Genomic DNA, 22,442 nt, shown 5'->3' on the forward strand with positions numbered 1-22,442 from the left:
CCGTGCGCTACTGGCGGGTCGAACGCAAGCATTCGGAAGGCCAGCTGGACCTGGGCCGCGCCTTTGACCTGATGAGCGCCATCGGCCATCTTGATGTCAACGCCATGGCCGGCGCCATCCTGAAAACCGTGGCCAGCGCCGCGCCCATTGTCCAGTGCACCATCTTTGCCTATGAATTCGGCAACCGGCCACGCACGGTGGCCGTGGCCGACCGGCGCGGCGGGCGATTCCTGCAGGACATCGCCGACAGCTACGCGCGCCACTACTATGCGCTGGACGGCAACCAGCGCGTGATCGCGCCGGCCTCGCCCAGGCAGGATTGCGCCATCGTGCTGCACCAGCAGGCCAGCGACGAAATCGATCACCCCGGCTACCGCGCCGCCTGCTATCAACGGCCGAATGTCTCGGACCGCTTGTCGCTGCTGGTGCAGCCGGCCGGCGATATCTGGCTGTCCGTCAATTTTTACCGCGACAGCGCCCAGGGCAAGTTCGCGCCCGGCGAAATCGCCGCCATCGAAACCCTGGCGCCGCTGTTCGCCCACGGCGTACAACACCATTACCGTCTGAACGGCCAGCCGCTGCAAGGCGCCGGCCCCATGATGCTGGCCAGCCTGCGCCGGCATTGCCCCGAGCTGAGCAAGCGCGAACTCGACGTTTTACGTGGCGTGCTGGAAGGCGCAACCGCCGTCGAGATCGCCGACGCCATGGGTTTACAGCCCTCGAGCGTGGTCACCTACCAGAAGCGCGCCTACAAGCGCATGGGCATTTCCAGCCAGCGGCAATTGTTTGCGCTGTGCCTGGGGCCGCAAGCGGCCTGAGCCTTCATACGTCTTTCGAACCACGGATGTCCCCAAAATGGGGACAACCAACGACGTAGGCGTCTGCATACTGTGTCTCAAGCCGGGATCACCCGGCAGCCCACGCCAATAACAATAAAAATCGCGTGGCAAGGACCTTATGGAGACAAGCATGACCCTGGCCACCGCCACGCATTCCCCCGCGCGCCCCATCCGTGACGCCGCCGCCACGCAACTGGAACAGCAGGTGATACGCAAGGTATCGCGCCACCTGTTGTGGTTTCTGTTCCTGCTGTTCGTGTTTTCTTTCCTGGACCGCATCAATATCGGCTTTGCCGGCCTGACCATGATGCAGGACCTGGGCTTGTCCGGCACCCAGTTCGGCTTTGCCACCACTTTGTTCTATATCGGCTATATCGCCTGCAGCATTCCCAGCAATATCATCCTGGCTCGCCTGGGCGCGCGCCGCTGGATCGGCTCCATCATGATCGCCTGGGGCCTGGCCTCGACCGCCACCATGTTCGCCAGCAGCCCGGCCAGCCTGTACCTGCTGCGTTTCCTGGTCGGCGTGACGGAAGCGGGTTTCTTGCCCGGCATGCTGCTGTACCTGACGTTCTGGTTTCCCAGCGCTTACCGGGCGCGGGCCAATGCCCTGTTCATGATCGCCATGCCGGTGACGGCCGCCATCGGCTCGGCCCTGTCCGGCCTGATTTTGGGCATGGACGGCCAGTGGGGCCTGTCTGGCTGGCAATGGCTGTTCCTGCTTGAAGGCCTGCCGTCCGTGCTGCTGGGGCTGGCCGTGTATGGCTATCTCGACGATGCGCCGGGCAAGGCCAGCTGGCTCAGCAAGCTGGAACAGCAGGCGCTGGCGCGCATGCTGGAGGCGGAAAAACCGGCCGTGGCGCCAGCGGCGGCGCTCGCCAAGCCATCGGTGGTGGCCGAAATGTGCTCGCCCACCGTGCTGAAATTCGGCCTCGCGTATTTTTGCCTGGTCAACACCCTGGCGATGGTGGCCGTATGGACGCCTTTGATCGTGAAAAGCTTTAATAGCGGCGCCAGCAATACCACCATCGGCCTGCTGGCGGCCATTCCCCAGGTCTGCACCGTGATCGGCATGATCGCCTGGGGCCGCCGCTCGGACCGGCTGCAGGAACGGCGCTGGCATATCGTCTGGCCGATGCTGCTGTCGGCCTTGGGCTGGCTGCTGACCGCGTACTCCGGTCATCCTGTGTTGCAGTTGCTCGGTATCTGCATGGCCTCGACCGGCGCCTATACCGCCATGTCGGTGTTCTGGACCACGCCCGACGGCGCCCTCAGCTTTGCCGCGCGCGCCATCGGCATTGCCGTCATCAATGCGACCGGCAATATTGGCTCGGCCCTGAACCCGGTGGTGGTGGGCTGGCTGAAAGACTATACGCACAGCTTCGCCACCGGCCTGCTGTACGCCAGCGCGCTGCTGGTGGTGGGCGCGGCCATCGTGCTGACATTGCCGATCAAGCGTGGCAAGGCCACGGCATCCATTTGAAAGGACCATCATGACACCCGAATTTCAACCGTATCCCCATGTGCCCAAGGTTTATCCGCCGGGCAAGCCAACCGGCAAAGGCATCGAACACGCGCCGGTGCTGATCGTCGGCGGCGGCCCGGTCGGCCTGGCCACCGCGCTCGGCCTGGCGCACCATGGCGTGCGCTCGATCTTGATCGAAGCCGACGATGGCGTCTGCACCGGCAGCCGCGCCATCTGCATTTCGCGGCGCAGCCTGGAAATCATCGAACGCCTCGGTGCGCTGGAAGGCTTTTTGGCGAAAGGCTTGCCATGGGCCGGCGGGCGCAGTTTTTATCGCGACGAGGAGGTGCTGCACTTCAGCATGCCGCAAGATGCCAACCAGAAGCTGCCACCGATGGTCAACCTGGCGCAATACCATATCGAGCAATACCTGCTCGATGCGGCCGAGCGGCATGCCGGGCTGATCGATATCCGCTGGCAGACGCGCGTCACCGCCGTCGAACAGCATGCGACTGGCGCCACCGTCACCCTGGCCACGCCGGACGAGACTTACCAGATCGATACCGACTGGCTGGTGGCCGCCGATGGCGGGCGCAGCGTGGTGCGGGAGGCACTGGGATTGAAACTGCAGGGTACCAGCTACGAAGGGCGCTATGTAATTGTCGATATCCACCTGAAAAGCGATCGGCCGACCGAGCGCCTGGCGTATTTCGACCCGCCGTCGAACCCCGGTTCGACCGTGCTGGTGCACAAGCAGCCCGACGATATCTGGCGCATCGACTACCAGCTGCGCGACGACGAAGACGCGCAGGCGGCGGTACTGCTGGAAAACGTGGCGCCGAGAGTCGACAGCCTGCTGGCCATGATGGGGGAAACCGCACCCTGGCATCCGGTGTGGATCACCATCTACAAGGCCAATGCCTTGACCCTGGAAAAATACCGCCATGGCAGGGTGCTGTTTGCCGGCGATGCAGCCCACCTGGTGCCGATTTTCGGCGTGCGCGGGGCCAATTCCGGCATCGACGACGCCGACAACCTGGCCTGGAAGCTGGCCTATGTGGTGCAAGGGCAGGCGGGCCAGGCCTTGCTGGACAGCTATTCCGACGAGCGCGTATTTGCCGCGCATGAAAACCTGCGCCATGGCACCAAGAGCACGGAATTCATGGCGCCTCCCACGTTTGCCTTTGAATTAATGCGCACCGCCGTGCTGGGCCTGGCCGGCAAGCATCCTCAGGTGCGCTCCCTGATCAACCCGCGCCAGACCAGCGCGATTGCTTATATGCAGTCGCCGCTGAACGCGGCCGATACAGATGAATTTTTGGCCGGGCCGGCGCCGGGCACGGTATTGCCCGAGTGTCCGCTGGTGCTGCTGGAGCATGACAGGCAGGCGGCGCGGCATATTACCGACCTGGTCAACCTGGGCCAGGGCCGGTTCACCGGCCTGTACTTCAGTGACGATGGCGCCGTGCCGGCCGAACTGCAGGCCTTGACAAGATCGTTGCCGCTGCATGTCGAGGCCGTGCGCCTGTCGCCGCAGCTGGCCGCGCTGTTCGGCGCGCGGCATGGCAGCGTGTACCTGGTGCGGCCCGACGGCCATGTGCTGGGGCGCTGGCACGATGCGACGGCAGCTCAGGTGAGCGGGGCGCTGGAAAATATCATCAGCAAGGAGGCGGCATGACCGACATCGAACTGGACAATCTCTACACTGAACTGTGCCACACCATGGGCGCCATTGGCGAAGCGCGCTCGCCACTGTTCCTGGCCCGCTTTGCCTTGCTGGCGATGGGCGCCGTTGGCGATGCGCAGGTCGTGCAGCGTTTGCTGCGCGAGGCGGCCGCCAGCGAAGGTGACGCCCGGCAATAAACGAACGGCGCAAGTCGCTGGCGTGCTCTACAATTACGGATCAAGCAAGTTTTTGCATACTCCGTAGTTGAAGGGAAACCCCCAGTCGTGACTTCCAAGCCGATCAAGATAGCCGCCACCCTCGTGGTGGCGCTGGCCGCAGGCGCCGGCATCTATACATTCACCCGTCCCGCCACGCCGGCCCAGCCGTCCGCCGAAACGGTAGCCAAGGACGCGGCTGCAAAGAAAGCCAGCACCGATGCCGCGCTGGTCGCCGCGCAGTTGCGCGAACTGCTGGCCAATTTCCGCAAGATTATCGTACTGCTGGCAGACGAAGACAGCCAGCCCGAAGGCGCGCGCGACGAAGCGAGGAAAGTGGGCCAGGCGCTGTTCCACGACAACCAGGAGCGCACGGCAAAGCTCGACACCCTGCTGGACCAGCTGATGGCGCCCGGCAACCCCGACCGTTTCAACGCCATCGACGGCTTGCTGACGTATATCGAATCGGACGCCGGCCTGTACGACGCCGACCGCCTGGCGTTTCGCGAACTGCTGCAAGGCTTGCTGGCCGATGTGGCGAAAGACGGTTCCTTGCCGGCGATCAAGCTGCACAAGCGCATTTCGGAAGATCTCGACGCGCTGGCCGAGATCGAGCGTAACTATGAGAAGGAAATCCGCCAGATTTTCGGCAACATGGGCCAGCGCGCGATCGAACTCAAGCGTGAACGCTGGGACGACTATGTGGCGCAACTGAAAAAGCGCTACAACCGCGAACAGATCCTCAAGGAAAACGGCATCGTCACGCCGTACGCCAAGCCACCGGCCGGGTCCATACCGGAACCCAAACCTGCTGTAAACAAAGAGGATGCGGAAATTTTCGGTTTGAATTTGCCGAAAAAAACCATCGTGCTGACTTTTGACGATGGCCCGCACCGGCGCTACACGGAAGAAATCAGCGCGATTTTGAAGCAATACGGCGTGCCGGCCGTGTTCTTCAACGTGGGTCGCAACCTGGGCAGCCTGGACGCCCAGGGCCACGCCAAGCTGGGCGCGGGCGCCGAAGTGAGCCGCAAGCTGATGAAAGAAGGCTATGCGGTGGGCAACCACAGTTTTACCCATGCGCAGTTGTCGAAGGAGACCGGCGACAAGCTCAAGGGCGAAATCCTCGGCACCGACACCTTGTTGAAAGCCATCAGCCCCGAGCGTGCCGCGCTGTTCCGTTTTCCTTATGGCGCGCGCAACAGCGAAGGGATGGCCGCGCTGGCCGACGCGCACCTGAAATCGGTAATGTGGAATATCGATTCGCTGGACTGGGCCGACCCGGTGCCGAGCTCGATTACCAACCGCGTGCTGGCTTCGGTCGACAAGGCGGGGCGCGGCATTATCCTGTTCCACGATATCCATGAGCGCACGGTAAAAGCCTTGCCGGCCATTCTCGACCGCCTGGTGGCCGAAGGCTATCAGTTCGCCGGCTGGGATGGCACCACCTTCAAGTCGGCCAAGGGCGAGGCGCCGGCGCCCGAGAAGGTCGCCGTCCAGGCCGGCTACGCCAATTCCTGGGCGGTCGTGATCGGCATCGATGACTACGCCAAATGGCCCAAGCTGCAATATGCGGTGCGCGACGCGCAAAGCATCCGCGAAACCCTGATCGAGAAATTCGGCTTTGCGCCTGAGCGCGTGGTGACCTTGAAAAACGCGGAAGCGACGCGCAACAATATCCTGGCCGCCTTCCACGACAAGCTGGCCCATGGCGGCGTGCAAAAGAACGACCGCATTTTTGTGTTCTTTGCCGGCCATGGCGCCACCCGCAAACTGAGCTCGGGGCGCGACCTCGGCTATATCGTGCCGGCGGACTCCGACCCGGCGCAGTTCGCCACGGACGCGATCCCGATGACGGAAATTCAGAATATCGCCGAAAGCCTGACGGCCAAGCACGCGCTGTTTGTCATGGACGCCTGCTACAGCGGCCTGGGCCTGACCCGTGGCGCCGGCAACAGCTCTTTCCTGCGCGATAACGCCAGGCGCATCGGCCGGCAAATGCTGACGGCCGGCGGCGGCGATCAATTGGTGGCCGACGGTGGCCCGAACGGCCACTCGGTCTTTACCTGGACGTTATTGCAAGGCCTGGCCGGCAAAGCCGACCTCAACGGTGACGGCCTGATCACGGCCACCGAACTGGCCGCCTATGTGGCGCCGGCCGTCTCCAGCGTGTCGAACCAGACGCCGGCCTTTGGCAGCCTGCCCGGTTCCGAAGGCGGCGACTTCGTGTTCGAATTGCCGGGCGAGACCGAATTCCTCAGCCCGAACACCACCCAATTGTCGACCGAGGCGATCGCCATGAACAGCAAGCTCGACGCCAAGCCGGCAGCGGCCAGCGTGACGGTCAAGGACTTGCAGGGCGGCGAGCAGAAGATCGTCACGCCGGGCGCCGTGCCGAGCACCACGCGCCAGCTGGCCCAGCGTGCCAACGACCGTGGCTTGCAGCACTACAAGGAAAAGCAGTACGACCTGGCCGAAGCGCAATTTACGGAAGCGCTCAAATTGCGTCCCGACTTCGCCCTGGCCGCCAACAACCTGGGCTTCGTGTTCTACAAGCAGGAAAAATACCGCGAAGCGGCACGCTGGTTTGAAAACACCGTCAAGATCGACCCGTCGCGCGCGATTGCCTACCTGAATCTGGGCGACGCCTACTTCAAGGCCGGCGACGGCGCCAAGGCCAAGCTGGCCTATAAAACCTATCTGGAACTGGCGCCGACGGCCGCCACGGCGCCGGCCGTGCGGCAGAAGATGGAGAAGCTGTAAGCATGGCGGCGGTTGACCCCATCGTCCACGTGTTTACGGCCAGCGGGCGCTTTACCAGCCGCGAAGCGCTGCAACTCTATCTGTTGCCCGGCTATACGGATGATGGCGACCTCGTGCCGTCACCGTTTTTGCTGGAAACAGGACTGAGCGGCTACGAGCCCGCATGCATCGAAAGCGTACTGGCGCCTTCGCCGCAGCCCTTACAACAGTTGCTGCAGAGCATGTCGTATGGTGACAGCTGGCTGGCGCTGGCGCTAGCCGATGCGAACGGCCTGTTGGCCGATACTGTTGTATGCGTGTATGCGCCAAATATGCTGGCGCATCCGCAGCAATGCACGCTGGCCCGCCTGGGCGCGTATCACTACCACAGCGCTGATTAGCGCTCCTCGCGGATCAGCTGGTTCACCGCCGCCAGCAAACTGGTGCCCGAAGTCGTGATAAAGCGGGCGCCGGCCGCTTCGGCTTCCTTGCAATAGCTGGCAACGGTATTCTTGCTGCAATAGACGATAATTGGCAGCTCCGGCTGGGCCACCCGCACCTCGCGCACCGTGCGCACGCCCGCGTCCTTGAGGCGCTGGCCGCCTTCCAGGCGCGCCATGTCGGTAATCAGCAGGGCATACTGGTTCTTTTGCAGCAGGCTCATGGCTTGCGCCAGCGATTGCACCAGGTCGACCTTGATGTTTTCGCGCACCAGTTGTTCCACCAATAACGTGTTGTTGCGCGGATGGTCGTCCAGCCACAGCACGCGCGAGGGCGGCTTCTGCGCCCTCGGCATGCTGGCCAGCGACGCCACGGCTGGCTGGCCGTCGTCGTTTGTACGCGCCAGCAGCAGGCCAGTCACCGCTTCCTGCATGTCTTCCAGCGATTTCTGTTGCAAACGGCTCAGCTCCGTCACCTCGATTTCCCTGCCACTTTCCAGCCTGATCGATTCGTTCTGGACCAGGGTGTCGGCCTGCTTGATCATGATGGACAGGTAAATACGGGTAAGCAAGTAGCCGATCAGGAAGCCGTGGACGGAAAAAAACAGCATGACGCCGCCCACCACGGCCCTGGCCGTATCGGCATCGATGGCCAGGCTGGGTGCGATAAAGGCCGCTATGCCCCGTGCCGTTGCGGGCAGGCTTTTTAGTTCGATCAGGCCCACGCCGACAATGATCTTGGTCAGCCAGTCCGATACTTCCACCAGGTTGGAATTGATTTCCATCGGCGAGGGCGTGCCGAGAAAAATGGTATTGCTGGCGCCGGCCGCCGCTTCCATGGCAGCGGGCTCGTCGCTGGCACGCCGCTTGCCATTGGTGCGCTCTTCCGCCGGCGGCATATTGACGGTGCCCGAAGGCAGGCTGCGCGGTATGCCGAACAGAAACCCCAGCAGCATGCCGCTGACGCAAAAGCCCAGGCTCCACAGCAGAGCCGGCACGGCATGGTAATACGGTGGAAACAGGGCGCCGGCGAGCACCGCCAGCATGCCGGCCAGCAAAATCGACAGCAGGATATACGGCAAGACATCGCGCTTGGCGGAGATGATGCGCCTGGCCGGCTTGGCCGCGCTGTCGGTCTGGTCCATGGTCATTCCCTACTGGTCAGAAAAACAAAATTTTTGAATCCAGCAAGCAAGTCGTCCCGTATATTGATATTGCATGAGACACATTCACAAGCCCGCTCTTACATCATAAAAACTGGAGACGAGATGCATTTGAGAAAAAGCAAACTGGGGGCAGCTTGCCAGTTGGCGCTGCTGTGCATGGCAGGCCAGGCGCTGGCCCAGTCCGATGGTGCGCCGGCCGACGAAGCGCGCACTGTACGCGTGGCGGGCCACTATGACAACGCCGTTGGCACCTCGGATGCGGCCAGCCAGGGCGTGATTACTACCGACCTGATAGTCAACCGGCCGGCTTTGCGTACCGGCGAACTGCTCGAATTCGTACCCGGCCTGATCGTTACCCAGCACAGCGGCGACGGCAAGGCCAACCAGTATTTCCTGCGCGGTTTCAACCTCGACCACGGCACCGATTTCGCCACCTTTGTCGACGGCATGCCGGTCAATATGCGCACGCATGCCCACGGCCATGGCTATTCCGACCTCAATTTCCTGATCCCGGAACTGGTGCAGCGCATCGATTACAAGAAAGGCCCGTATTTTGCGGGCGAGGGCGACTTCGCCTCGGCCGGGGCGGCGCGCATCCGGCTGATGGACAAATTGCCGCAAGGCACTGCCAGCCTGTCGGTGGGCCAGCATGGCTATGTGCGCGGCGTGCTGGCAGATTCGGTGGCCGCCATGCAGGGTACCTTGCTGTATGGCCTGGAACTGAACCGCAACGACGGCCCCTGGGACAGCCCCGAGCGCGTAAGAAAATACAGCGGCGTGTTGCGCTACAGCCAGGGCACGCAGGACGACGGTTTCAACGTCACCGCCATGGCGTACAAAAACAGCTGGAATTCCACCGACCAGATACCGTTGCGCACGGTGCAGTCCGGCCAGATCGGCCGCTATGGCGCGCTCGACCCCAGCGACGGCGGCGATACCTCGCGCTACAGCCTGGCATGGGCCTTGCGCAAGCGCACGGATAATCGCTTGTTCGAATTCGACGCCTATGTGATCCGTTCGCAGCTTGATTTGTACAGCAACTTTACCTATTTCCTGGCCGACCCGGTGCTGGGCGACCAGTTCCAGCAAAGCGAGCGGCGTACAGTGGCGGGGGTGAACGCCAGCGAAAGCTGGAATACCGAGCTGGCCGGCTTTGCCATGCGTAACAAGATCGGCGTGCAGGCGCGCTACGACAAGCTGTCGCCGGTCGGCCTGTATGGCACGCAGGAAAGAGTACGGCACAATACAGTGCGCGAAGACCGGGTGCGCGAAGGCAGCGTGGGCCTGTATGCTGAAAACAGCACGCAGTGGCTGCCGTGGCTGCGTTCGGTGGTGGGATTACGCCATGACACCTACCGTTTCAATGTCGCCAGCAGCGTCGAGGGCAACAGCGGCAAGGCCAGCGACGGCATGACCTCGCCGAAACTGTCATTGATTTTCGGGCCGTGGAGCAAGACCGAATTCTTCGCCAATGTCGGCAAGGGTTTCCACAGCAACGACGCGCGCGGCACCACCCAGACCCGCTTGCCCGACGGCACGGTATCGTCACCCGTCACGCCGCTGGTGGCAACCCGCGGCATGGAGCTGGGCGCACGCACCGAATGGCTGCCGGGCTTGCAAAGCTCGCTGGCGCTATGGCGCCTCGATATCGCTTCCGAACTGCTGTTTGTCGGCGACGCCGGCGAGACCGAACCGAGCCGCGCCAGCCGCCGCCACGGCATCGAATGGAACAACCATTATATTGCCGCGCCCTGGCTGCTGTTCGACCTGGACCTGGCCGCCTCGCGTTCGCGCTATACGCAGAACGACGCTGCTGGCAATTTCATTCCCGGCTCGATCGACAAGGTGGCCTCGTTCGGCGTGACCCTGACCGACCAGGGGCCGTGGTCGGCAGCCTTCCAGCTGCGTTACTTCGGCCCGCGCCCGCTGGTGGAAGACAATAGCGTGCGCTCGGCCTCGACCACTTTGGCCTACGCGCGCCTGGGCTACCAGCTCAATCGCCAGGCCCGCGTTTCGCTCGACATATTCAATCTGTTCGACAAGCGCGCCAGCGATATCGATTACTACTATGCCTCGCGCCTGCCTGGCGAAGCGGCCGAAGGGGTGGAAGACCGGCATTTTCATCCGGTCGAGCCGCGCTCGGTGCGCTTGACCCTGGCGTACGCTTTCTAGCAAACCGGCTCTGCTACACTGCGGGCATGACAGATCATTTAGTTAAAACCAGTAAATTTCTTTCGCTGATACTGCGCCATGCGCCCGAGACCATCGGCTTGACCCTGGACGCCAACGGCTGGGCCGAAGTGGACCAACTGTTGGCGCAAGCGGCCAGCCATGGCAAGGCCATCTCGCGCGCGCAGCTGGACGCCGTGGTGGCGAACGACAGCAAGACGCGCTATGCCTTCAGCAATGACGGCCTGCGCATCCGCGCCAACCAGGGCCACTCGCTGGCGGCCGTCGATATCGACCTGCCGCCGGCAATACCGCCAGCCCGGCTGTACCACGGCACGGCCAGCCGTTTTGTCGAGTCCATCCGCAGCCAGGGCCTGATCCCAGGCAGCCGCAACCATGTGCATTTGTCTGCCACCGAAGACACCGCCGTCAGCGTCGGCAGCCGCCATGGCAAGCCGGTGGTGCTGGCGGTCGACACGGCCGCCATGCAGGCGCAGGGCCATGTGTTTTACTTGGCGGCCAATGGGGTGTGGCTGAGCGACGCTGTGCCAGCCGCGTTCATCACTTTTCCATCAGATGGCGCAAGCGCGACTGCGCCTGGCCTTGCCGCTTGCGCCGCCACACCAGCACGCCAGTGATGCTCAGCATCGCCACCGCCAGCCCCATTACGCTAATGAACAGCTTGAACGCCCAGCCCCACATCGAGGCCATGTGCAGCGCGCTGAGCCAGCTGCGGATGGTGTCGCCGCTGGCCGTGCCGGTCGGCAGCCAGCTGGCCAGCAACTGGCCACTGGCGGCGTCGAAGAACACGGTGGTCAAGCCCTTGTGCGCGCGCACGTCGCGGCTGCTGCGCACTTTGTAGCTGTACACGCCCAAGCCCGGTTCATACGCCAGCGCGTTTTCTTCGATAATGGTGAAGGATTGACTGCGTGCCAGCTCGCTCATCAAGCTGCGGCCCTGGCTGCGCGCTGCCTGCCAGCTCAAGTGCGGGCCGGGCGTGGCCTGGTGGCGGCCGACGATTTCCTCGGCCGGCTGGTGCGCAAAAAAGGGGTTCATCACGGCTGCATAGGCGCCGTACAGGTTGAAGGCGACGCCGCTCCAGGCGAATACCAGCAGCATGGCCCACAGCCACAGGCCGCCCGCGCGGTGCAGGTCGAATACCAGCTTGTAGCTGCCGCCATGGCGCCGTACGCGCCAGGACGGCAGCCAGCGCGCCAGCCACGGTTTGCCGGTCGCCGGCCGTTTCTTCAGGCGGGCCGGAAAGGTCAGGGCGGCGCCGACAAAGCAGTCCACGGTCCATATAATGGCGACCAGGCCGAATACCAGCAGGCCGGTGTCGCCCAGGGCCAGCGAATGATGCAGCCGCTCGACAAACGGCAGCAGGTTGATCAGGCCCTGGCCGATCTCGCCCGATTTGCGCTGGCCCAGCACCGCGCCCGTGTAGGGATCGACAAATACCTCGTCATGCGCCAGCGGTGCGCCACCAGCAGCGCGCAGATAGAACACCATGCTGTGGTCCGGTGGCGCCGACAGCGGAGCATACAGCACCTGCGCCTGTAGAAAGCGCGCCGCGATTTGCTCGCGCAGCAGCAGCGGATCGAGCGGCATGGCGCCCTTGGTGGGCGGCGACACGCGAAATACGGCCGGCATTAGCGCGCCTTCCAGTTCGTCGGTCCACGCCAGCAGGCTGCCTGTCAGGCCTGCCACCAGCAAAAAGCCGGCCATCAAGAGGCCGGCGTAGCGGTGCATGGCCGCCAGCGCCGGCCGGAAAGCCAGCCGCATCAGAACTTGTACATGGCGCTGAGATTGGCCGTGCGTTCGGCGCTGCGGTAGCACAGGCCGGGCAGGTAGCCGCAGTCGAACAGCGTCTGCTTGTTCAGCACATTATTGACGTTAAGGCTGACATTCCATGGGCCGCGCGTGATGCCCAGCGCCGCGTCCCACTGCGTCATGCCGCCATTGCGGATATTCAGGCTGTCGCCATCGGAGTTCGACCGCATGGCGCCGATAAAGCGCATGCCCAGCGCCGCATAGGCAGGCACGGTATCGGCCACGGTGAACGACTGGCGCGCCCAGGCCGAAGCGCTGTGGCGCGGCGCGCCTTGCTGCTGCAGTCCCTGGTCGCCGTTGTTGCTCTCTTTGATGTCGGTAGCGAGATAGGTGTATTGCGCGATCAGGCTCAAGCGGCTGGCCAATTCCGTGCGCGCTTCCAGTTCCAGGCCGCGCGCTTCGACCTTGCCGGTTTGTACCAGGAAGCCCGGGTTGCCGGCGGCGGCAGTGGAAACGTTGTCGCGTGACAGGTCGAAGATGGCGGCCGTATAGCTGGCGCGCTGGCCCAGCGGCTCATAGCGCACGCCCGCTTCGAACTGCTTGCCGCGCGACGGTTTCAGCGCGCCGCCACCGACCGCCGTGCCCAGCTCGGGCGAAAACGAGCTGGCGTAGCTGACATACGGCGCCCAGCCATTGTCGAACAGGTAGACCGCGCCCAGGCGGCCGGTGGTGGCCGACGGCGACTGGTCGTAATCGGGCCGCACGGCGCCGGTCAGCACGCTGGTGGTGGTTTGCGACTGCGTGGCCTTGTCGTGGCGCAGGCCGGCCGTGACCACCCAGCGCTGCCATTTCAGCTGGTCCTGGGCGTACAGGCCCAGCTGGCGCGACGGCGCGCGCGCCTGCGTGGGATTGGTGCCAGGCTGCTTTTGCTGCGGCGCATACACCGGCTGGTACAGGTCGAGCGGCGTGATAAAGCCGACTTTATAGATATAGTCGTCGCGGTTGCGGATGTTGGCGTAGTCCACTCCCAGCAGCAGCAGGTGCGACAGCGCGCCGCTGGCAAAGCGCGCCTGCAGCTGGGTATCGGCAAACAGGCTGTTCGATTCCGTATCGACCGGGCGGAAATAGCGCTCGATGGTGGCATCGGTATTCAGTTCCAGAGGGAACACGTCGGTGCGCTCATTTTTCAGGTGCGTGTAGCGCAGGTTCTGGCGCAGCGTCCAGGTGTCGTTGAACCGGTGCTCGAACTCATAGCCGGTCATGGTATTGCTGCGCTTGAAACGGTTGTCATAGCCCATCAGGTTGACCCTGGGGTCGACCTGGCCGCGCGGGCCGGGTTCTTGCAGCTGATTCGGGAACGCGTACTGCTGGTTGTCGTGCTCATGGCGCGCCAGCAGGGTCAGGCGCGTGCCGGTGCCGATCTGCCAGGTCAGGGAAGGTGCGAAATACAGGCGGTTGTCGCGGTCGTGTTCCAGGCGCGTGCCCGCCTCGCGGCCCAGCATCACCACGCGGTAGGTCCAGGCGCCTTGCTCGTCCAGCGCGCCGCCGACGTCGGCTTTCAGCTGGCGGCGCTGGTAGCTGCCGTATTCCAGGCCCACTTCGCGCACCGCGTCCAGGCTGGGGCGCTTGCTGACGGCGTTGACCACGCCACCCGGCGGAATCTGGCCGTACAGCACCGAGGCGGGGCCGCGCAGCACTTCCAGGCGTTCCAGGCCATACGGTTCGATCGAGGCGCCAAAGGTGCGGCCCGAATTGCGCAAGCCGTCCTGCAGGATGCCGGCCGTTTCGATGGTAAAGCCGCGCAGCAGCGACGAGTCGTCGCTGCCCAGCGGGCGCTGGTTGGGCGTGACGCCGGCCGTGTAGCGCAGCGTTTCATCGAGCGACTCGGCATTGCGGTCGCTGATTTCATCGGCCGTGACGACCGACACCGATTGCGGGTTTTCATTGAGCGCCGTATCGGTCTTGGTGGCCGAGCTGCTGCGGCGCGCCACATAGCCGCGCACCGGGCCGGTGGCCGCTTCGCGTTCGGCGCTGGCATTGATGGTGATCGCCGGCAGCGTGGCGTTGATGGCGGCTGCCTGTGTTGAAGACTCAGGGGTGGCCTGCGCTTGCAGCGCGAATGCGCCGTTCGCACCCGCGACCAGGCGCAGGCCTTGTCCGCGCAGCAGTGCATCGAAACCCTGGCGCACCGTGTAGCTGCCGGCCAGGCCGGCGCTGCGCTTGCCTTGCAATAGCTGCGCCTCGGCTGACAATTCCACGCCGGCCGCGCTGGCGAAACTGGTCAGCACCCGTTCCAGCGGGCCGGCCGCGATCGCATACTGGCGCTTGCCTTCGGTGTCGCCGGCGGTTTGTGCCAATGCCTGTGCTTGTACTGTGGTGGCGGTGAAGGCCAAGGTGCCGCCCAGCAGCACGGCATGGATGGCAAGGGCGAGGGCAGTGGGGCGCATGACGGGAACAGGCGATTGCAGGCGGTGTGCCATGGGGACATCCTTTGTCGGTTGATTGGTGTTGTTCCTCGTATTCCGAACCAGAACAAAAAACCCTCAACTTATTTTTGATTATTTTTTAAAGGATGGTCAGTCAACCTTGGCGCGGGCGCACCGTGACCCAGAAACGCGTGCGGTAAGCGAGTTCCACCGGCAAGCTCAATGCCAGGTTGGCCAGCGAGCGGTCGATATCGCGCAGCGAATACACGCCCGTCACGCGCAGCCCGGCAATGCGCTCGTCGCAGCGCAGCACGCCGTGCCGGTAGCGTGCCAGTTCGGCCAAAAGGTCGGCCAGGCGCATGCGTTCGGCCACCAGGCTGCCCTGGGTCCAGGCTGCGGCACTTTCTTCGACCTGGCCATGCGCCTGCGCGGCGTGGTTCGAGTAACTGCCGCGCGACCCTGCCGGCAGTCGCAGCGCTGGCGCGCCTTCGTGCAGCGGGCGCATCTCGACCACGCCCTCGAACACCGCCACGTCGCTGCTGTCAGCTTCCGCGCGCACGATAAAGCGCGTGCCCAGCGCGGTGGCCGTGCCTTGCCGCGTTTGCACCAGCAGCGGCCGGTGCCTGCTGGCCGTGTCGGGCGCACTCTGGACCAGGATGGCGCCGGCGCGCAGCACGATGCGCCGCTCGCCGGCGTTGTACGCCACGTCAATGGCGCTGGCAGTGTCGAGCACCACCTGGCTGCCGTCTGCCAGCACGATGGCGCGGGTTTCACCGATGGCCGTGCGGTAGTCCGAGGTTGCCCGCTGCCATAGTCCCGTTTCATGCGCCAGCAAGGCCGCGCCGCCGCCGCTGGCGATCAGGCCCAGGGCTTGCAGTACGCGCCGGCGATGCTGCTGGCGCGGTGCTCCTGTCAGCGCGCCGCGCGCCACTTCGCGCGGGATGCTGTCGAATTGCTGCTCGAAGCGCTGCAGCCGTGCCCAGGCTCGCTCATGTTCGGGGTGGGCGGCGCGCCAGGCAGCGCAGGCGGCGGCGTCGGCCTCGCTGGCCTCGCCCGACCACAGCCGCGCCATCCATTCGGCGGCGCGCTGCAGCACGGCTGGCGCGATCGGCGTGGCGCTCATGCAGCTTGCACAGCGCAGCAGGCCAGCAGCGCGCGCACCATGTATTTTTCCACCGACGACACGGAAACGTCGAGACGCCGGGCGATTTCGCGGTAGTCGAGTCCCTCGACCTTGCACAGCAAGAAAGCCTGGCGCACCTTGGCCGGCAGGCTGGCCAGGACGGCGTCGATTTCCGTCAGGGCTTCGATAATCAGCGCGCGCGTTTCCGGCGTCGGCGTGGCTGCCGGCGGCAAATGGGCCAGCGCCTCCCTGTACGCCGCTTCGATATGACGGCGGCGGAACAGGTCGATCATCAGGCCATTGGCGATCTGTGCCAGGTGCTGGCGCGATTCTTCGGGCCGCGGCGCGCGGCCCCTAGCCAGGATGCGCAGATAAGTGTCGTGCGCCAGGTCGGCCGCGTCAAAGGCGCTGCCCAGCTTGCCACGCAACCAGCCCTGCAGCCAGCCATGATGATTGCTGTAGAGCACTTCGATTTGCTGATGCAGTTCCAGTTCGGGGCGGACCATGATGCTTCCTGGGCAAGCCGCTGGCGATGGGCCGGGCATTGATGCGATTGAGAATTGTTCGTATTGTAGCTCAATCGCTACCGTCTGCGCCTATCGTCAGGCGCTGATCAGTTTAATGTCGGCAATTCTCTCCACCAGCCATACCGCCGCCACCAGCGCGATCGCCAGCGAGCCCCAGGTAAATAACTGGCGGTAAAACCAGCTCTTGCGCAGCCACCAGGCCAGCGGCAGGAATACGGCAACGATCGCCAGCTGGCCGATCTCCACCCCCACGTTAAAGCCGAACAGGCTGCTGGCCAGTGCCGACTGCGGCAAGCCCAGGTCGTGCAGCACGCTCGCAAAGCCGAAACCGTGGATCAGGCCGAACACGAACGCCGCCACCGGGCGCCTGCCGCGAAACAGCGGGTACAGATTGTTCAGCGCGGCCAGCACCACCGAGGCGGCAATCGCCGACTCGACCCAGCGCGAGGGCAGCGAGACCAGCGACAGGCTGGCCAGGGTGAGGGTGATCGAGTGGGCCAGAGTGAACGCCGTGACGACTTTCAGTACGTCGATAAAGGCGGCGCGCAAGCTGGCCTGCTGCTCGCGCAGGCCCGGCAGCAGCACCGCCGGCAGCAACAGCGACAGCAGGAACAAAATATGGTCAGTACCGATCCAGATATGCCAGATCCCATGCTTCACATACGCGCCAAACTGCGCCACCCGGTCCGGCGCGGCCATCGACAAGGTCTGGCGTGGACTGTCCGGGTCGAAAATCGCCGTTTGCGTCTCGCCGTCGTGGGTCAGTTTCAGCAGGCCCTTGTGCTGCGGATCGAGGTCGGCGAACAGGGTATAGCCGATATCCAGGCTGGCGGGCGCGGCCTTGCCGGGGCAGGTGGCGCTAAAGCGCAGCACGCTATACGCGCCGTCAGTATGGTTGTCGATCAGCTGCTCACCAGGCTGCAGGGGGCACGCGCCCGCAGCGGTGGCGATATGCAGGCGCTGCAGCGCATACGCGGCTATTTGCGGATGGCGCGCGCGGATCTCGTCCCAGGTCAGCGCGCCGTCGCCGTTGCCGTCCAGGCCGATGGCGAAATCGAGGTCGCGCAGGGCGATATCCCATTGACCGGTGATCTGCTGGCCCTGCACGCTGATGGCCAGGTAGCTGTCGCTGGGTTTGTGCGCTTGCGCAGGCGAACACCAGGCGCACAGCAAAAACAGAAAGGCGATCAGGCGGGCGTTCACAGGACACCCGCTTTCTTCACCAACGCTTGCAGCGCCACGTCTTCAACGTGATTGGTCTTGATCCAGGCCAGCACAGGCTGCGCTGCGGCACCGTCGCGCGCGGCGACGGCCGCTTCCAGCAGGATGCGCATATCGGCAGCCTCCTTCTGGATCACCCAGTTCTTTTGCGCCAGCAGCAAGGCGCCGGGAATATCGCGTTGCAAAAACAGGGCAAAGCGTGCCTGTTCGCGCTGGTGTACGGTGTCGCCGCGCTGCATGGCGGCGTTGAAGCGGGCCGCCAGTTCGGCGCTGGCCGCTTTCAAGGCGGTTTCCTGTCCCGGCACGGCTTGCATGGCCAGCGCCTGGCGCAGCAGCAGGGCGTCGATGCGCTGCTGGTCTTTCAACAAGGTGATTACCTCGGGCGCGCGCCGCTGATCCAGCAGAAAGTCGCTGTAGGCACCCAGCAGATAGCTGTCGCGCGGCTGCTGCGCCAGGGCTTGCTTGAAGCGCGTCTCGGCCAGTGTGCTTTCGCCACGGCGCGCGGCCATTTCGGCCAGCAGGCTCAAGGCCCAGTGTTCCAGTTCGGGCGCGGTGCCGGCGCTGCGCTCGAGGGTGAGGTTTAATAATTGCTCGCTTTTCGCGGCACGGCCCGTCACGCCCGCCACATTGGCGATGCAGGTGACGGTCACCAATTGGGTAGTGAGAGCCGACAGGCGTGCGCAGCTGGCGGTGGCTTTTTCGTAATCGCCCTGCACGGTCAGCACGGTGGCGCGGGTCAGCCAGGCCTGGGCGTTGGCCGGTTCCTGCGCGATGACCGCATCCAGGTCCTGCAGGGCGTCGCCGAAATGATGGGTGCTTTGCAAGATGGTGGCGCGCAGCAGGCGTACCGGCACCGGTGGCGCCGCTTGCCGCCACCAGGGCGCCAACGCCGCTTGCGCATAACCCAGGTAGCGCGGGTCGGTCTCGCTGCGCGACAGGCCGATATAGCGCTGCGCCAGGCTGGTGGCCAGCGCCAGGTCCTGCGGCTTCTGGCTCAGTTGCGCGCGCAGGCTGCGCAGTTCGCTTTGGGTGGTGTCCGCGCGGCGCGGCAGTTGTTCGATGACGGCATTGCCGTCCTTGGGGAGATACGGCGCGGCATGCGCCAGGCAAGGCAGGGTGAAAAATAGCAAGAACAATTTTCTCATCAGAGAGGGCTCCGGGCCTGCGGTCGGGTGATACGGGCCGCCGGGGCAATGCCCGGGCGGCCCGCTGTGCTGCTTACAACGGTACCGGTTCCTTGTCTTCCGGCGAAGTGGCAACGATGGCGTCGATGCTGACCGCGTCCTTGTCTTCGCTGGTGGTCAGGATGGTATTGCTGACAGCCACGAAAAACGTGTCGAGCAGGGCCACCGGTGGCGGATTGACGCCGCCGCTGCCGCTGTCGTCATTGTGGCTGCTGTGGCCGCCACCGCAGCCGGCCAGCACAGCGGTGGCTGCCAGGGCGGCAATTACATGCAACTTTTTCATGTCGGACTCCTGTGTTGGGTTCGATTACATCTGTGGCGAGCCGGCGATCGGGGTTGCCAGGTAAGGGAAACCTGGCGTGAACACTTTTTCGTCAAGGTAGGCGCCATCCGTGAAGTGCAGGCCGCCAGCTGGCGCATCGGCCGGTGCGCAGCCGATATTGAGGGTGCACAGCTTGCCCATCGCCACGCGCAGCACCACGTCGACCACGTCGTCGCCAGGACGGCGGCCGTTCGGGAAGCCGGCATTGTCGCCGCCGATGACGCCCAAGCGGTTTTGCGCGCCGACGGCGGTGGCCGCGATCGAGGTGTTCAAACGCAGCATTTCCGAGGCCGTCACCGTGGTCGGCTGGTTCACGCCCTTGATACCGGTCAGGAAAGTCGCGACCAGGTCATTGCGCGGGAAGTTGGTCGGGGCCTTGGCGCCGGCCGAACCGAACAGCACTTCGACCAGAGCCGGTGCGGTCGGGTTGGTCACATAGTCGGCAAACTGCGCGTCGCCTGACGGTTTGCTGGCATTGAAGCGGTCCTTGTCCTTCAGGCCGATCACCAGTTCATTCACCAACGGCATGCCCAGGCGCGATACCTGCACCCAGGCGCCGCCTTCTTTCGACGCGGTGGTGGTGGTGCCCGGCGCCGGGTTGAGCAAGCGGCCCTGGCGCAGGCTGGCGGTGGTCCAGCCGCCGATGACAGGGTCGGCGCCTGCCGTCAGGCATGAAGTAGGCACTTCCATTTCGATGGCGGTGACGTTTTTCTTGGCCAGGTCATCCTTGGTGGCCGATTCGGCGTTGGCGGCAAACTCGGTGGCGGGTGCCTTGATATTGATCAAGTCAAACGTTTCGCCCAGGTTCACCACGAACGGGTCCTTGCGCTGGCCGACAAACATGCGCGCCGGCGTGGCGCAGCCGGGAATATTGACGGCATACACGTGCTGGGCCGCATAGGCCGCATAGTTCGGGATCGACTTGTTGCCGATATTGTCGACCGGCTTGTCGAAGGTGGTGCCGCCGCCGGTGGCATTGGTGACCGCTGTGCGGGTGCCGCTGCGCCGGTCGCCGCGCACCACGGTGACGCTGTAGGTTTCACGCACGTTCAGGCCGGCCGGGTTGACCGTGTCGATGGCGCCGCCGTTGATCGCCAGCGGAATCGACACTTTCTTGCCGCCCACGGTGAACTGGGCGTCCTTGATGGTGTTGGTGAAGCGGAACTGGAAGGTGAGGTCTTCCTTGCCGTCGCCATTGTTATCGATATGAATTTCGTACAGCGCTTGCGGGTCCATGGTGAAGTAGTTCGGGCCGCCATAGGCGTCCTGCAGCGGCACATAGTCGGCCACCAGGGTGGTGTAGGCGCCACGGCCCGCTTCATAGCTTCGGAACATATAGAAGTCGGTGGCGTCGACTTTTGGGTTTTGCGTGATGAACGGTGCTTCGCGGTGGCTGGAAGCGAAGGCCGATGGCGCGAACGCCATGACCAGCAGATTGCCGAGGATGGCGGCGCCCAGTGCGGTTTTCGATTGTAACAATGACATGTCGATTCTCCCTGAATTGTTGTTCGCAAAGGCAATACTTCAATGAATTACGGAGCTGCCCAACTTGTACGGATGGCAAACGTGACCGGATTCAAATTCTTGCAATTTTTTTGGGGAAGAATCGGCATCGATCGGTTTGCGGGGCTGGCAGGCCCCCATCCAATCTACGCGTTTCTTTTGGTACAAGAAAAATAAATATTGAGCGAACAAGAAATAATGGCAGTCTGGCCATTCTTCAGCGCGGCCGCCAGCGTTTGCCGGGCGGCAGGGCAGCCGGGCCGCGAACACGCTGCGGCGCGGCCGGTGGGAATGCGTGAGTTTGTCGCTATGGAGTCGATAGGCTGGACTCGCCTGCCTCGCCGCGTGGCTACCAGGCCAGCACTTTGGGCCCCAGCAGGGCGCCGATGGCGGCGGGGACCAGCATGCCCAGCACATACCAGAAGCCGACAAAGCTGGCGGCCATTTCAGGGCAGTGCAGGCAATACACGAGGGCGGCCGTGCTGCCGGCGGCAAATCCGGCGGCCGCGCCCGCCAGGCGCAAACGGGTGGGCGCCAGCTGGCGCATGGCGCGCAGCACGGCGGCCAGCATCGGCAGCGACAGCAAGGCGATCAGCAGCGGGCAGCTGCGCCAGGTGGCGCCCCAGAACAGCTCGGTGCGCTGCTCGGGCGCCGCCGTGGCGACGGTGAAGGCGCCCAGCGCCCACATCAGCAGCAGCGGCACGGCCAGCCAGGGCAGCAGGGTATTGATATTGGCGCCAGGCACGCCCAGGCGGCGGCTGGCATGCCAGGCCGCCAGGCAGACGCTGGCGACAAACGCCACCTTGATCCAGAAGTCGGGCTGCAACGCCAGTTGCGCCAGGTTGGGGCGCACGCCAAGCAGGGCCACCATCAGGGCCACGCTGGCCAGCAGGCCCGCGCCCAGGGTGGCGGCGGTGCGCCAGCGCGCACCCGGCGGCGGCGCGGCGGCCACGTCGGGGCCGCTGGCCAGCATGGCGATCAAATCATCGGTTTTCATGTCGTTGTACTCCTTAAATTGGCTGCCAGCGCCTTCAGGCCGCGATGCACGGCCACTTTCACGCTGGCTTCCGAGATGCGCATGGCGCTGGCCGTGTCGCGCACCGACCAGCCGTCGAGCTTGGTATGCACGATGGCGTCGCGCTGCTGCGCCGGCAAGGTGGCCAGCAGCCTGGCCAGGTCGCGGCTGGCCTCGGCCGCATCCGCGTCGGCGCTTGAAAACAGCGCCTGCGCATCGTCGTCCTCGTCATACGGCGTGTGCAGCGCATCGCGCCGCGCATGCCGGCGCAGCCAGTCGATCAGCTTGTAGCGGGCGATCGCATGGATCCACGACGTCAGCGGCACGCCGGTATCGTACGTCAGGCGCTGGTTATGGATCGCCAGCAAACATTCCTGCACCAGGTCTTCCACCTCGTCCGGCCAGCGCTGCAAGCGCCGGCGCAAAAAGGCGCGCAAATGGGCGCTGGTCGCTTGCAAAAAACTGCGGTACGCCTGCGCATCGCCATCGAGTCCACGCAGCATCAGGCCATGCAGGCGCAGCTCGGTGCCGTGCAGTTGCTCACTGACAGGTATTCGTTGCATGTGGACCTTTGGTGACAGGCGGTGAACAATATTTTTAAAATAATCGACGGGGCCTGTAACCAATTGCGCTGCCGTGGCGAATTGAG

Annotated in this window: 19 protein-coding genes; 8 read left to right on the forward strand and 11 right to left on the reverse strand. The window is 64.3% G+C overall.

The window, feature by feature from the left end; genetic code table 11:
• The first annotated feature begins 2 nt into the window (after nucleotides 1-2).
• The 6 genes from AC0Z42_RS02465 to AC0Z42_RS02490 all read left to right on the forward strand — a co-directional run bounded on the left by AC0Z42_RS02465 (nucleotide 3) and on the right by AC0Z42_RS02490 (nucleotide 7,328).
• Nucleotides 3-818 (forward strand): helix-turn-helix transcriptional regulator, encoded by an 816-nt coding sequence (locus AC0Z42_RS02465; RefSeq protein ID WP_485466640.1) that lies wholly within the window; start codon nucleotides 3-5, stop codon nucleotides 816-818.
• Between the two features lie 151 nt (nucleotides 819-969).
• Entirely contained in the window at nucleotides 970-2,322 is a 1,353-nt protein-coding gene (locus AC0Z42_RS02470) for an MFS transporter (protein WP_485466641.1), read from the forward strand.
• Nucleotides 2,323-2,332: 10 nt separating this feature from the next.
• A complete protein-coding gene (locus AC0Z42_RS02475) occupies nucleotides 2,333-3,982 on the forward strand; it encodes an FAD-dependent oxidoreductase (protein WP_485466642.1) in 1,650 nt (549 codons plus the stop codon).
• Entirely contained in the window at nucleotides 3,979-4,167 is a 189-nt protein-coding gene (locus AC0Z42_RS02480; protein ID WP_485466643.1) for a hypothetical protein, read from the forward strand. Before AC0Z42_RS02475 ends, AC0Z42_RS02480 begins: the two co-directional genes overlap by 4 nt.
• Nucleotides 4,168-4,254: 87 nt before the next feature.
• Complete coding sequence (locus AC0Z42_RS02485; protein WP_485466644.1) at nucleotides 4,255-6,948, forward strand: polysaccharide deacetylase family protein; 2,694 nt, start codon at nucleotides 4,255-4,257, stop codon at nucleotides 6,946-6,948.
• Between the two features lie 2 nt (nucleotides 6,949-6,950).
• Nucleotides 6,951-7,328 carry an immunity 22 family protein gene (locus AC0Z42_RS02490; protein ID WP_485466645.1) on the forward strand — a complete coding sequence of 126 codons (378 nt, stop codon included), beginning with the start codon at nucleotides 6,951-6,953 and terminating at the stop codon, nucleotides 7,326-7,328.
• On the opposite strand, the gene AC0Z42_RS02495 is transcribed toward AC0Z42_RS02490, so the two are convergent.
• A complete protein-coding gene (locus tag AC0Z42_RS02495; protein WP_485466646.1) occupies nucleotides 7,325-8,512 on the reverse strand; it encodes a response regulator in 1,188 nt (395 codons plus the stop codon). The two genes, AC0Z42_RS02490 and AC0Z42_RS02495, sit on opposite strands and share 4 nt — an antisense overlap.
• Nucleotides 8,513-8,635: 123 nt before the next feature.
• On the opposite strand from AC0Z42_RS02495, the gene AC0Z42_RS02500 reads away from it, so the two are divergent.
• Together AC0Z42_RS02500 and AC0Z42_RS02505 are read left to right on the forward strand one after the other, a co-directional pair.
• Entirely contained in the window at nucleotides 8,636-10,705 is a 2,070-nt protein-coding gene (locus tag AC0Z42_RS02500; RefSeq protein ID WP_485466647.1) for a TonB-dependent receptor, read from the forward strand.
• A 26-nt stretch (nucleotides 10,706-10,731) separates the two neighbouring features.
• Complete coding sequence (locus tag AC0Z42_RS02505; RefSeq protein ID WP_485466648.1) at nucleotides 10,732-11,340, forward strand: RNA 2'-phosphotransferase; 609 nt, start codon at nucleotides 10,732-10,734, stop codon at nucleotides 11,338-11,340.
• On the opposite strand, the gene AC0Z42_RS02510 is transcribed toward AC0Z42_RS02505, so the two are convergent.
• The 10 genes from AC0Z42_RS02510 to AC0Z42_RS02555 all read right to left on the reverse strand — a co-directional run bounded on the left by AC0Z42_RS02510 (nucleotide 11,264) and on the right by AC0Z42_RS02555 (nucleotide 22,356).
• Nucleotides 11,264-12,484: a PepSY-associated TM helix domain-containing protein gene (locus AC0Z42_RS02510; protein ID WP_485466649.1), complete on the reverse strand. Its 1,221-nt coding sequence runs from the start codon at nucleotides 12,482-12,484 to the stop codon at nucleotides 11,264-11,266. The two genes, AC0Z42_RS02505 and AC0Z42_RS02510, sit on opposite strands and share 77 nt — an antisense overlap.
• Nucleotides 12,484-14,952: a TonB-dependent siderophore receptor gene (locus tag AC0Z42_RS02515; protein ID WP_485466650.1), complete on the reverse strand. Its 2,469-nt coding sequence runs from the start codon at nucleotides 14,950-14,952 to the stop codon at nucleotides 12,484-12,486. The genes AC0Z42_RS02510 and AC0Z42_RS02515 overlap by 1 nt, the downstream gene beginning before the upstream one ends.
• A gap of 100 nt (nucleotides 14,953-15,052) precedes the next feature.
• Entirely contained in the window at nucleotides 15,053-16,021 is a 969-nt protein-coding gene (locus AC0Z42_RS02520; protein WP_485466651.1) for a FecR domain-containing protein, read from the reverse strand.
• On the reverse strand, nucleotides 16,018-16,527 hold the full coding sequence (locus tag AC0Z42_RS02525) for a sigma-70 family RNA polymerase sigma factor (RefSeq protein ID WP_485466652.1): 510 nt from the start codon (nucleotides 16,525-16,527) through the stop codon (nucleotides 16,018-16,020). The genes AC0Z42_RS02520 and AC0Z42_RS02525 overlap by 4 nt, the downstream gene beginning before the upstream one ends.
• 96 nt (nucleotides 16,528-16,623) lie before the next feature.
• Nucleotides 16,624-17,751, reverse strand: a complete 1,128-nt coding sequence (locus AC0Z42_RS02530; protein ID WP_485466653.1) for a HupE/UreJ family protein — start codon at nucleotides 17,749-17,751, stop codon at nucleotides 16,624-16,626.
• The gene (locus tag AC0Z42_RS02535; protein WP_485466654.1) at nucleotides 17,748-18,914 is read right to left on the reverse strand and encodes a tetratricopeptide repeat protein; all 1,167 of its coding nucleotides are present in this window, start codon (nucleotides 18,912-18,914) and stop codon (nucleotides 17,748-17,750) included. The genes AC0Z42_RS02530 and AC0Z42_RS02535 overlap by 4 nt, the downstream gene beginning before the upstream one ends.
• A gap of 73 nt (nucleotides 18,915-18,987) precedes the next feature.
• Nucleotides 18,988-19,236: a hypothetical protein gene (locus AC0Z42_RS02540; protein WP_485466655.1), complete on the reverse strand. Its 249-nt coding sequence runs from the start codon at nucleotides 19,234-19,236 to the stop codon at nucleotides 18,988-18,990.
• Nucleotides 19,237-19,260: 24 nt separating this feature from the next.
• Nucleotides 19,261-20,760: a DUF4331 domain-containing protein gene (locus AC0Z42_RS02545; RefSeq protein WP_485466656.1), complete on the reverse strand. Its 1,500-nt coding sequence runs from the start codon at nucleotides 20,758-20,760 to the stop codon at nucleotides 19,261-19,263.
• A 367-nt stretch (nucleotides 20,761-21,127) separates the two neighbouring features.
• Nucleotides 21,128-21,775 carry an NrsF family protein gene (locus AC0Z42_RS02550; protein WP_485466657.1) on the reverse strand — a complete coding sequence of 216 codons (648 nt, stop codon included), beginning with the start codon at nucleotides 21,773-21,775 and terminating at the stop codon, nucleotides 21,128-21,130.
• Entirely contained in the window at nucleotides 21,772-22,356 is a 585-nt protein-coding gene (locus AC0Z42_RS02555) for a sigma-70 family RNA polymerase sigma factor (protein ID WP_485466658.1), read from the reverse strand. The genes AC0Z42_RS02550 and AC0Z42_RS02555 overlap by 4 nt, the downstream gene beginning before the upstream one ends.
• Nucleotides 22,357-22,442 lie beyond the last annotated feature (86 nt).

The sequence above is a fragment of the Janthinobacterium sp. 1L-D-8-B-C4 genome, from assembly GCF_057291295.1.